This is a genomic window from Desulfosoma sp. (assembly GCA_037481875.1).
GTDB lineage: Bacteria > Desulfobacterota > Syntrophobacteria > Syntrophobacterales > DSM-9756 > Desulfosoma.
The window spans coordinates 89708-101757 of record JBBFKY010000002.1 but is presented as its reverse complement, the minus strand read 5'-3'; the positions used below and the strand labels follow the sequence as shown (position 1 = coordinate 101757).

At 53.6% G+C, this 12050-nt stretch carries 10 protein-coding genes; 3 read left to right on the top strand and 7 right to left on the bottom strand.

The window, feature by feature from the left end:
* Positions 1-5: 5 nt before the first annotated feature.
* Together WHS46_03335 and WHS46_03330 are read right to left on the bottom strand one after the other, a co-directional pair.
* Positions 6-1550: an ATP-binding protein gene (locus tag WHS46_03335; protein MEJ5347706.1), complete on the bottom strand. Its 1545-nt coding sequence runs from the start codon at positions 1548-1550 to the stop codon at positions 6-8.
* A gap of 28 nt (positions 1551-1578) precedes the next feature.
* The gene (locus WHS46_03330; protein MEJ5347705.1) at positions 1579-2943 is read right to left on the bottom strand and encodes a replication-associated recombination protein A; all 1365 of its coding nucleotides are present in this window, start codon (positions 2941-2943) and stop codon (positions 1579-1581) included.
* Between the two features lie 88 nt (positions 2944-3031).
* Between WHS46_03330 and WHS46_03325 the strand changes: the two genes are divergently transcribed.
* Complete coding sequence (locus WHS46_03325) at positions 3032-3778, top strand: phosphoribosylanthranilate isomerase (GenBank protein ID MEJ5347704.1); 747 nt, start codon at positions 3032-3034, stop codon at positions 3776-3778.
* Here WHS46_03325 and WHS46_03320 read toward each other — a convergent pair.
* The 5 genes from WHS46_03320 to WHS46_03300 all read right to left on the bottom strand — a co-directional run bounded on the left by WHS46_03320 (position 3760) and on the right by WHS46_03300 (position 8566).
* Positions 3760-4464: an ABC transporter ATP-binding protein gene (locus WHS46_03320; GenBank protein ID MEJ5347703.1), complete on the bottom strand. Its 705-nt coding sequence runs from the start codon at positions 4462-4464 to the stop codon at positions 3760-3762. The two genes, WHS46_03325 and WHS46_03320, sit on opposite strands and share 19 nt — an antisense overlap.
* Entirely contained in the window at positions 4457-5230 is a 774-nt protein-coding gene (locus WHS46_03315) for an ABC transporter ATP-binding protein (protein MEJ5347702.1), read from the bottom strand. The genes WHS46_03320 and WHS46_03315 overlap by 8 nt, the downstream gene beginning before the upstream one ends.
* 9 nt (positions 5231-5239) lie before the next feature.
* Positions 5240-6283, bottom strand: coding sequence for a branched-chain amino acid ABC transporter permease (locus WHS46_03310; GenBank protein ID MEJ5347701.1), 1044 nt, complete (start codon positions 6281-6283; stop codon positions 5240-5242).
* Positions 6284-6304: 21 nt separating this feature from the next.
* Complete coding sequence (locus WHS46_03305) at positions 6305-7198, bottom strand: branched-chain amino acid ABC transporter permease (protein MEJ5347700.1); 894 nt, start codon at positions 7196-7198, stop codon at positions 6305-6307.
* 237 nt (positions 7199-7435) lie between these two features.
* On the bottom strand, positions 7436-8566 hold the full coding sequence (locus tag WHS46_03300) for an ABC transporter substrate-binding protein (GenBank protein MEJ5347699.1): 1131 nt from the start codon (positions 8564-8566) through the stop codon (positions 7436-7438).
* 576 nt (positions 8567-9142) lie between these two features.
* Between WHS46_03300 and WHS46_03295 the strand changes: the two genes are divergently transcribed.
* Positions 9143-10477, top strand: a complete 1335-nt coding sequence (locus WHS46_03295; GenBank protein MEJ5347698.1) for a CoA transferase — start codon at positions 9143-9145, stop codon at positions 10475-10477.
* A 37-nt stretch (positions 10478-10514) separates the two neighbouring features.
* Complete coding sequence (locus WHS46_03290) at positions 10515-11939, top strand: CoA transferase (protein ID MEJ5347697.1); 1425 nt, start codon at positions 10515-10517, stop codon at positions 11937-11939.
* The last annotated feature ends 111 nt before the right edge of the window (positions 11940-12050 follow it).

Here is a 12050-nt window from a genome sequence, read left to right as displayed (position 1 = left end):
ACTCGTCAAGATGTGGCTTCGCCCTGATCCGAAAGGCTCAAAGGCAATCGCACCACGGCACTCGTGCCTCCTTCCGGCCGAGGCTTGAGCTCCACCGAGCCTTGATGACTCTGAATGATGCTCAGCACGATGGACAATCCCAGTCCAGTTCCTTTTTCACGGGTTGTGAAAAAGGGGTTAAAAATCTTCGGCAGCAATTCCGGAGGAATGCCGGGTCCCGTATCGTTGACACGCACTTCCAGCATCGGTTGCTTTCGACTGTCCACACACTTTAGAGACGTGGCGATTTCCAGAGTGCCTCCCGTTTCCATCGCCTGGACCGCATTGACTAAGAGGTTCAAGAAAGCGCGGTATAAAAGATTGGCGTCGGCTTTCAAAACAGCCTCCCCCGCTTGAAAATCCTTCTCAATGCGAATGTTTCGTTTTTGGCATTCCGCCTCGATCACCGCAAGATTTCGTTCAAGAATCTCTTCCACTCGGCAAGGCTCGGGCCTCAAGTCCTTAGGACGAGCGAAGTCCAAAAATTCCGTCACGATATTGTTGAGCCGCGTAGCCTCTTCAATCATGATGGATGCCAGCTTTTTCTGCCGAGGTTCCTGCAGACGTTTTTCCAAAAGTTCTGCGGTACTTCGAATGATTCCCAAAGGATTTTTGATTTCGTGCGACACCCCTGCAATCATTTCCCCAAGAACCGCGAGCCTCTCCGTCCGTTGCAGCTCCTGCTCAAGTTTCTGGCGTTCACGAGCCCGTGCTTCAAGAATTTTCTCCGCACGACGCAAAATGGCCACAAGCGCGGCAAACAGCACCCCCACAAAAGTGGCAATGCTGGCAAAAATGATCACCTGAAAACGGGCGATGTTCACATGGTCAGCCGTGACATCCTGCGTGAATTCAAAGACGCCGAGAATACGCCCCCGCTTCCAGCTTAAAGGACGCTCCTCCCACATGGGCAAATAGGTGCGTAGCTTTTGAGGCCCGATGGGCCAGGAAATCCCCAGAATCGAAAGATGCCGGCCTTCCATGATGGAAAACATGCCTCCATTGAGAGCCTTTTGAAAAGCCTCTCCCAGATCTTTCTTTTCCCCCAAAGGCACATCTTCCGTGCTGTAGGCCAAAACACCTTCGTCAGTGTAGATGTTCACACTCTCTACGGCCAGTCCGTAAATGGCGTTTCGAACCACTTTGTCCAAACGTTGGTACTGCTCTTTGCGACTGAGTCGAACTTCACCCTCTACGGCGACCACAACGGTCGTAAATTGAAAGAAAACCTGATGGTTCAAGTTCTCGGCCGTCAGAAAAGCATACTCCTCACTCTTTTGGACGAGAATTTTTCGAGCCTTGTGAGAAAGAAAAGTGGAAAGGAGCAACGTGCAGACCAAGATAACGATCAGGCTGGATACCGCTACGTACTTCACCAATCGAAAAGGTTTTCCCGTGGCAAGGTTCACGGGGATCGGGACCGCATCCGCTTTTGAGTCTCTGAGGGGCAAAACGGCGTTCTTGAGTCGCCAGGATTTGGAAGGAGACCCATCATCCCTTCTCTCTAACACAGTCAAGGACATGACCCCATGGTTTTTTTTATCTTTGATCATCCCGTTTTTTCACCAAGGCTCGGCGTCGAGCCAAAGCCTCCTTCCACTTTCCTTCCCAACCCCGCTCCTTGGGTTCATAAAACTCGGTCCCAGCCAACCCTTGGGGCAGATACACTTCGGGAACCCATCCTTCCGGCGAGTCATGAGGATATCGATAATCTTTTCCGTATCCCAGCTCCTTCAGAAGCGCCGTCGGGGCATTTCTGAGATGAAAAGGCACGGGGTCGTATGGGGTTTTTCGAGCGCATTCACGAGCCGCTTTCAAGGCCTTGTAGACGCTGTTGCTTTTCGGCGCAAGACTGACATACACCGCCGCCTGAGCCAAGTGGAGTTCCCCTTCAGGACTTCCCAGCAACTCATAGGCACGAACGGCGTTCATGGCCAAGACCAAAGCAAAAGGATCGGCAAGTCCCACATCTTCGGACGCAGCCACAACAAGCCGACGCCCGATGTAAAGGGGATCCTCTCCGGCTTGAAGCATTCGAGTCATCCAGTAAAGGGCCGCGTCCGGATCGCCACCTCGAAGGCTCTTGTGAAAGGCGGAAATCAAGTTGTAATGTTCTTCACCGCTCTTGTCGTAATGCGAGGGCCGTTCCAAGACGTCGACCAGCGCTGAGGGTTCGAGACGTCGAAAACCGTCCGGGTCAGGAGCTGTGCTTAAAACGGCCGTTTCCAGCAGGTTCAGAGCCACACGGGCATCCCCGCCGGCAGCCTTGACTAAAAGCCTCAGGGCCTCTTCGCTCATGACGGGACGAAGCATCCCCAAGCCTCGATCCGGATCCCTGAGGGCCCTTGTGATCACCTGCGTAAGGTCTTCCTCGGACAAAGGTTCCAGAACCAACACATGGCAACGGCTAAGTAAAGGACGAATGATTTCAAAGGAAGGGTTTTCGGTGGTAGCCCCCAAAAGATAGAGGGTTCCTTTTTCCACATGAGGCAGTAGGACGTCCTGCTGGGCTTTGTTCAAGCGATGGATTTCATCCATGAAAAGCCAGGAACGTCTCTGTTCCGTGGCAAAAACTCGGCGCGCCTCCTCTACGGATTCGCGAATTTCCTTGGTTCCCGCCGTGACAGCCGAAAGGGCCATGAAGTGGCCTTGAGTGTGGGCTGCGATGAGCTGGGCCAAGGTGGTTTTGCCACAGCCGGGTGGCCCCCATAAAATGAGCGACTGAAAAAGGGTTCGACTCAAAAGCCGATGAAGAATCTTGCCTTCACCCAGAAGATGCTTTTGGCCCACAAATTCTTCAAGGCGACGGGGCCGCATTCGATCCGCCAGCGGAGCCGACAATGTTGGAGCGCTAGACAGGGACGGCTTTTGAGGCGTCTTCCACAAGGCTTTTCTCCTTTCCACTCCGATGAAATCCTTTTAATTTATAAGGGATTTTGTAAAGGTTTCCAACACGTGTTGATCCTCGAAGGTCGACAGGATGGGGTCACCCATGCCGCCCAATGCCCCTCAGGGTTTTCAGACCCCGATTATTCAAGTGGCGGGAGTGTGTGATGCTCAGGAATGCCGCATGCTTGCAGCGCTGGGCGTTCCTTGGTTGGGATTTCCCTTGCGTCTGGCGTTGCATTGTGAGGATGTGACGGAGCGGGAGGCCGCCGGCCTGATTGCCCTTCTTCCCCCTTTTGTGACTCCCGTGCTGATCACCTACGAAAATCGGTGGCGTGAAATCTACCATCTGTCCAGGTTCTTGGGCGTGAAAGCCGTGCAGTTACACGGTGACATCACTCCGGAGGAACTTCGTCGCCTGAAAGAGGCCTGGCCGAGCTTATGGATCATCAAAAGCGTCATTGTCAGACCTGGAATGAGTGGCGAAGATTGTTTAGAAAAATTGAAGCCGCTCCTCCCATATCTGCAGGCTCTGATTACAGACACCTGGGATCCGAAAACAGGGGCCTGCGGAGCCACGGGAAAAACCCATGACTGGACGGTGAGCCGATGGATCGTGGAGCGATCCGGCAAACCGGTGATTCTTGCCGGAGGACTCAACCCTCAGAATGTGGCCCTTGCCATTCGCATGGTGCGTCCTGCCGGCGTTGACGCTCATACGGGGCTGGAAGATTCTTCAGGACGAAAGGATGCGGAAAAAGTGAAAGCCTTTCTTCGCGAAGCTCGAGCCGCCTTTGCCGCGCTTTCAAACAAGTCTGCCCTTGTTCAACCTTCTCAATCCTCGCCAAGATAGGCTTTGCGAACGCGTTCATCCGCCAGAAGATTCTTTCCCGTACCTTCCAAAGTGATACGGCCTGTTTCCAGAACATAACCATAGTGGGCCACGTGCAGGGCGGCCATGGCGTTTTGTTCCACCAGCAAGATGGTCGCTCCTTGAGCGTTGATACTCTGAATGGTTTGAAAAACCTCTTCCACCACCAGAGGTGCCAACCCCAGGGACGGCTCGTCTAAAAGCACCAGGCTAGGCCGACTCATGAGGGCTCGCCCCAAGGCCAACATTTGCTGCTCCCCCCCGCTCAAGGTGCCGGCCAGTTGTTTGGAGCGTTCCTTAAGCCGTGGAAAAAGGGAGTAAATCCATTCCAAATCTTTTCGAAGTTCTCCAGGGGGTCGATTGTAAGCGCCGAGTTCAAGGTTTTCCAGAACGGTCAGGTTGGGAAAAACTCTTCGCCCCTCGGGAGCGACGCCGATACCGAGCCGAATGATCTTGTATGTAGGCATGCGGGTCAGTTCGTGATTCAAAAACAGAATGCTTCCACTTTTCGGGCGCACAAGGCCCGAAATGGCCCGCAACGTCGTGGTCTTGCCGGCACCGTTGGCCCCGATGAGGGTCACGATCTGCCCTTGAGGCACTTTCAGATGAATCCCCTTCAGGGCATGAATACCGCCATAGTAGACATGCAGATCCTTGACTTCAAGCATGCTTGGGCTCTCCGAGATAAGCCTTGATGACGTCCGGGTGACGTTGGATTTCTGCAGGGCTTCCTTCAGCGATGGTGATGCCGTAATCCAACACCTTGATGCGTTCACACAGTCCCATGACGAATTTCATGTCGTGTTCGATGAGAAAGACGGTGAGGCGATGCCGGTCTCGAATCTGGCGTACCAGCTGGGCCAGTTCCATGGTTTCCTGAGGGTTCATGCCTGCAGCCGGTTCATCCAGCAACAAGAGTTTGGGGCGAGCGGCCAAGGCTCGAGCGATTTCCAAGCGGCGTTGCTGACCGTAGGGCAGGGCACCGGCCTTTTCATCGGCAAGGTGGCCGAGATGGAGTTCTTCCAGGAAACCACGAGCTTCTTCTTTGATGCGAGCTTCTTCTTTTTTGTGGGAAGGAAGTCCGAGCATCGCCTTGAAAAAACGGGAACGAATGGTGTGGTGGAAAGAAACCATCACATTTTCCAAAACGGTCATGTCCGTAAAGAGGCGAATATTTTGAAAGGTGCGGGCAATCCCTTGAGCCGTCACCATATGCGGCGCCGCTCCGGTAATGTCCTTTCCTTGCCACAATACCCTGCCGGACGTAGGAGTCAGAAACCCGGTAATCATATTGAAGACCGTGGTCTTCCCCGCTCCGTTGGGTCCAATAAGGCCCACCAATTCCCCGGGTTCAATGACGATGGAGAAATCTTTGACGGCTGTAAGCCCCCCGAATTGCATGACCAAATTGTCGAGGCGAAAGAAATCGTTCATGCACAACACCTATACCTTGCTCTGCAGACGAAGCGCGGCAAAGAAACGGTCCCAGGACAGTTCGCTTCGCCCCATAATGCCCCGTCGAGCAAAAAGAATCACCACCATGAGAATGATGCTGAACAGGACCATGCGCATGCCTGGAATGCCGGGAATGGTAAACAACCCAAAATTCATAGGGCTCTCCACAACACGCAGAGCCTCTCCACCCCAAGCGAACAAAGCCGCCGCAATAACTGCTCCGCTGGTGCTTCCTAATCCGCCCACAACGATGATGATGAGCAAATTAAAGGTGAGAAAGAAGGTGAAAAGGGTCGGTGAAATGGTCGTGATGAGATGAGCCAAAAGACCTCCGGCAACCCCCGAAAAGAACGCACTGATGAGAAAAGCCAGCAGAAGATGCCTGAAGGGATCGACTCCCATGGCTTTGGCGGCGGTCTCGTCCTCGCGAATGGCCTTCATGGCCCGGCCATAACTGCTGTTCACCAATTGGGTGATAACCACCACCGTGAAGACGGCCACACCCCATGACCACCACAGGGTCGTGTAGGGGGTGAGGCCCTTGAGGCCCAGCGGGCCGTTGGTGAGACTTTGCATGGCGTTGCACAGCACACGAATCACTTCACCGAAACCTAGGGTCACAATGGCCAGATAGTCACCACGCACTCGAAAAACGGGAAAACTGATCAGAAAAGCGAAAACGGTCGCCGTGATGCCGCCCGCCATCAAGGAAACCGCAAAAGGCACCTGAATGACGCTCAAAGGCCAAATGAGCGGTTCAATGATGAAACTCATCTGCTTTTCAGCCGGGGACATGGTCAGCAGGGCGGACGTGTACGCGCCGATGGTAATGAAGGCGTTGGGTCCCAAATGCAAAATACCGCAATAACCGTTTACAAGATTGTAGCTCACCGCCAGCGTGATAAAAATGGCCATATTGTTAAGGATACGGATTTGATATTCCGACCCATACTTTTCAAATAAAAAAAGAATAACGGTGAGAACCGCCAACAACAAAATGTTACACAGAATATTTCGTGTAGATCTGTTCATCCTGGATTCCTTCACATCGAATCACGTCTTGTCGGTAATGGGTTCACCCATGATGCCCGTAGGACGAAAAAGCAGCACAAGAATGAGAACGGTAAAGGCGAAGGCGTCTCGGTACTGGGCCATCTGGGGGAATAGGGCCACAATGAGGATCTCGCCAAGCCCCAAAACAAAGCCACCGACCACGGCACCGACGATATTGCCGATACCTCCCAACACGGCGGCGATAAACGCTTTGAGTCCGGGAATGACCCCCATGAAGGGGTTGACCTGAGGATATTTCATGGCCCACATGATGCCGCCGGCGGCGGCGAGGCTGGAGCCCAGAAAGAATGTGACGGCGATGATGCGGTCCAGGTTGATGCCCATGAGGCGTGTGGTTTCAAAATCCTTGGAGGCCGCCCGCATGGCTTTTCCGACCTTGGTGCGATGCACGATGTACAAAAGACCCAGAAGAAGCGCGAGGGTCAGCACAGGCGTGTAGATGGTCAGGACTTGAATGCGCAACCCCCACAAATCGATGACCTTGGCAAAGACGTCCGGTCGAGGAAAACCCTTGGGGACACCGCCGATGATGACGATGGCAAGGTTTTCCAGAAGAAAAGAGGCGCCGATGGCGGAAATAAGCAAAGAGATGCGTGGAGCGTCCCGCAAGGGTTTGTAGGCCACCCGGTCCAAAAGGACGCCGAATAAACCCGTCAAAACCATGACCAAAGGAAAACTCAGCTGCCACGGAAGACTTAACAGGGTCACCGCATAAATGGCCGCATAGGCGGCCACCATGAGCAGATCGCCGTGGGCGAAATTGATCAGCCGAAGAATCCCGTAGACCATGGTATAGCCGATGGCCACCAGGGCATAAAGGCTGCCCAAGGAGATCCCGTTGATGACCTGCTGCATGAAGATGTCAATCGTCACGAGGCCGTCCTTTAATTTCTTGCTCTTGGCGTTACGCAAAAAAGAGCAGGGCGTGCGGTGCCGGCCCTGCTCCTTGATGGGTTCACGCGCTTTGTAGAATCTTTATCCGTAGCGCCCTTTGGAACTTTCCACAATAGGGCTTTCAGCCGCGGCAAGGTTTCGGGCTTTTGAAGCGTCTTCCATTTCAAGGCGCCCTTCAAAGAGCCCGAAGCCGCAAGGAGCTTGCACGGCGCGGCCCTACGGGTTGACCGTCGTCACATACACAAACTTGCCGTCTTTCACTTTGTTGATGACCATACTCTTGATGGGGTTCCCATTGTCCTGCATGGTGATGAGGCCGGACACCCCGGGGAAGTTCTTGATGGCCACCATGGCTTCACGAACCTTTGGGCCTTCCGTAGACCCCGCCTTTTCGATGGCTTCCACAAGCAGGAAATAAGCATCAGCCCCCAAGGCTCCAAAGGCGTCCGCTTCTTTGCCTTTTTTGGCTTCAAAACGCTTGATGTATTCCTTAGCCAGGTCCGTTGTGGCCCCCTCTTTGTGGAAATGACCGGTAAAGTACATGCCTTCCACGGCCTTGCCGCCGATCTTGATCAATTCCTCGGCCTGAGCGCCGTCTCCCGTGAGAATGGGCACATTGATGCCCAGATCTCGAGCCTGTTTGGCCATGAGGGCGTCTTCCGTGTAGTAGTTGGGAGCGTAAATGATGTCAGGTTTCGCGGCCTGCACGGAAGAAAGCTGGGCCGAAAAATCTTGGTCGCCGGTCTGAATGTAGGTGGTGGAAACCACTTTGCCGCCCAGCTTCACGAATTCCTTCACAAAGAAGTTGGCCAAACCCACGCAATAATCCTGCGCGATGTCGATGATGACGGCGGCGGTTTTGGCCTTCAGTTCATTGACGGCAAACCGAGCGGCCACTTCTCCTTGAAAAGGATCGATGAAACAGGCGCGAAAAGCGTATTGCTTTCCCTGGGTGACCAGAGGATTCGTCGCCGTAGGACTCACGGAAACAATCTTAGCCGCTTCGGAAATGGGGTTGCCCGCCATGGAATTACCGCTGATGGCCTCCCCGATGATCCCCACGACCTTTTCCTTTTCTACCAGACGGCTCACGGCGTTGGCCGCTTCAATCTTGTCGCTCTTGGTGTCCACAAGAACAAGCTCGATCTTCTTGCCCAAAACCGTCGGCTTCATTTCATTGGCAATTTGAATGCCGTCCCATTCCATTTGGCCGTAGGCCGCCACCGCCCCCGTCATGGGCAGATAGGCTCCGATCTTGATGGTTTCCTGAGCCGACACAGGTCCTGTCAAGGCCAAAGCCACACCACAAAGCCCTGCCACAAAAGCCAACCATCTTCTACGTGCCATAGTGCCCTCCTTGTTCTTGCTTTTTCAAACCCTCAAAACACCCCTTGAGAACTCTTCCAACACCTCAAGATCACTCACTGAAAAAGACTTCCTGCTCTCTACTTGACTCGCTCTTGCCTGTCAACCAAAAACCCCAATGTCCTCCAGAAAAACTCCTCCTCCATCGTGCCGGCTTGTTCGAAACCTCACAATACCAAGGTCTTCAAGGCCATTTTAAGGTCGCGGCGAGGCGAAGCCCCGCCCCTACGTCTATTCAAACAAAACACGGACGATGCCGCACTTCCTTCTTGACCGTGAAAAAGATAATTTGCTACAAGCAAACTCGGTTCACAGAAAAGACCGTTCGGGCGCACACGAGGGCTTCTGCTTTCACGCGTTCCTCTTCACCTTTGGATCGTCTCGCTGTTCCTGCACGCCTCCTACTCCTTCGGACCCTGCGGTTCTGGTCATTTCCTGTGCGATGTCTTGGCACCGATCGGTCCGAAAGGCAAAGTCCCATCCATTTCATCCCACCCAAGGGCGGCTCGAGGCATTCGAGCCAGAAGATCGGTTCGTCAACGAAGAGGAGGTATCTGAATGGACCAAGGCAAATCGTACCAGGAGCGCATGAAGGAACTGTTCAATGTGGAAAATCTCTTTGGTAAGCGAATGCCTCTGGAGGGCGTGCGGGTCCTTGAAGTGTGTTACGTGGTGCTGGGCCCGGCGTGCTGTGACTATCTGGCGGAATTCGGCGCGGAGGTGATCAAGTTTGAGGGGCAAAAGGGCGACCAGATGCGCTTTGTGACGCCTTATGCGTTCTTCTGGAAGAATATGTCGCCCGGACTGGAAATTGAGAATCACAACAAATATTGGGTGGGAATGCATTTGGGCCATCCTAAGGCCAAGGAACTTTTCCTGGAACTGGTCAAGAAGGCCGACGTGGTGGCGGACAACCTAACACCGGGACGCATGGCGGAATGGGGCCTGAGCTATAAAGATCTCAAGGAAGTCAACCCTCGTATCATTCAGCTGCACGTGTCCGGTTACGGTAGCTGGGGACCTTGGACCGGTCGTACCAGCTATGACGCTGTGGCCCAAAGCATGGGCGCGCTTTCGCCCATTACGGGTTTTGAAGGTCGAGGCCCCATCAAGTCGGGGGTGTGGATTGCCGACTGGATCACAGCCTTGATGTGCGCCGTAGCCATCATGGCCGCTCTCAACTATCGAGAGCGTACCGGGGAAGGGCAATTCATCGACTATATGCAGGTGGAAAACGTCATTCGATTCCTCGACTGGACCTGGCTCTACGCTTATCTCACCGGCCAAGACCGCCCTCGATCCGGAAACCGCGATTTGGCCGTGTGTCCTTCGGATCTTTTTGACTGTGCCGACGGTTGGATTGCTCTGGCCGCTTTTGATGACGCTTCCTTTAAAGGTCTGTGCCAGGCCATGGGTAAGCCCGAACTATGCCAAAGGTTTGCCGATCCTCTGGAACGGCTCAAGGATGAAAATGCCCGCGAACTTTTAAAGATCATCGATGCTTGGACTCGCACCAAGAAAGTTGAAGAGGTGGAAGCTTTGGGCAACCAATACGGGTTTGCGGCATCTCGAGTCATCACAGCCAAGGACGCCTACCATCGGCCCCATTTTCGTCAACGGGGTGCCATCCAAGAATACGAGGACGCCCTTTACGGGCCCATGGTGCAACAGGTGTACCCGCCGCGCCTGAGTGAAACCCCGAGCCGCCTCTTCTGGGGATGCCGTCCCTTGGGTTTTGACAATGAGTACGTGCTGACCAAACTTCTTGGTTTACCCCACGAAGAAGTGGAAAAGCTGAAAGAGGAAAAGGTCATCTTCCAGTGGAACCCGGCGGTGCCTTCCCATTGCCCGCCCCCCGATTGGGATGGAAAGAGCGGTCTGAAGTTGGCCTAAAAACAGGGACTGGACGATTCGTTTCAGGAGGATGAGAATGACAGACAAAAAAATGGGACCTTCGGTCTATGACGATATGTTCGACGATGAAGCTTTGGCGGCGATGCTCAAGGAAGACAAGACCATCGTGGGGCTTGCCATCAACGAAGCTTACGCGAAATGGGCCTATGCGGAAACCAATCCCAAAGATATTTTTCGTAAGCCTGAAGCCCTCGATGACATGCTGGTTCTGGATGTGAGTTACGCCAACTTCGGCGCCCTGTACGCCTCTTCCATTTTGGCGGAATTTGGAGCTGAAGTGATCCGCATTGAACCTCCGGCCGGGGACCTGGCCCGAAAGATGACCCCTTACGGCATCATGATCAAGGACACGGGGCTGGCGTACCTTACCGAGGCAAGGAATAAATTTCACATCACGCTCAATTTGGAATCGCCCGAAGGGCAAGCCATGTTTCGCAACCTGGCCTCAAAGGCCGATGTGGTTATCGAAGCCTTTAAGCCTGGCTATATGGATTCTTTGGGCATCGGCTATGAGCAACTCAAGGCCTTGAACCCGGGCTTGATCTATTGCGGTATGCACAGCATGGGGCATTTCGGTGAGGATTCGGAAAAATTCGCCAATCAACCCGATTACGACATTGTAGCTCAGGCACGCGGTGTCATTATGTCCATTACCGGTGAACCCGATTTGGACCCGGAAGTCCCCCCCGAATACAAAAGACCTCTCAAACACGGCAACTGGATGGGTTGGTACGTGGGCGGCGCTTGGGCGGCTTTCGGTATTCAAGCCGCTATGTTCGTCAAAAGGCGCACCGGCAAAGGACAATTCGTGGACTGTTCACCCCCTGAAGGGCTTCTTTCCATTTCCAACTACGTCATGCAATACTACCACATGTCCGGCAATGAAATGCCTCGAGCCGGCAATTATGACTACGCTGTCTTTCCTTACACCTACGTGAAGTGCAAGGACGGCTATACTTTCATGTCCGGTTTTACGGATCCTAACTGGGCTGCCCTCTGTGAGATCATGAACCGGCCCGATTTACAGAAGATGTTTCCTACCATCAAGGAACGGTTGACTCCCGAAAATCAGCCGAAGATTCAGCACGAAATCGAAAAATTTACAGAAAACTACACCTCCGAAGAAATCCTTCAAATGCTCACCGAATACAGTCGACGCCCTGACAAAAAAGGCACCGTGGTGACGGGACGGCTGGAAACCCCGACCGAAGTGCTCACTCGAGATCACTGGCGGGTGCGCGAAAGCTTCGTCAAGCGAAAAGATCCTTATTACGGCGAAGTGCTCGTGCAGAACTCGTCCTTTAAGGCCATGAGTCGCACACCGGGGCGAATCAAGTGGATCTGCCGTCCGGTGGGCGCCGACAACGAGTTCATCTATCAAAGGTATCTCGGGTTGGGCAAAGGAAAGCTCCAGCAGCTCAAAGAAAAGGGTGTCATCTAGTTTGTGAATCCATTGTGAATCGTGAAGTCGTGCATCGTGGAGTGGGGCGTGGGGGTCGAATGAACGTCAAAGGACAGGGTTCGAAATCGTACATCGGATCAACCCTGCCCA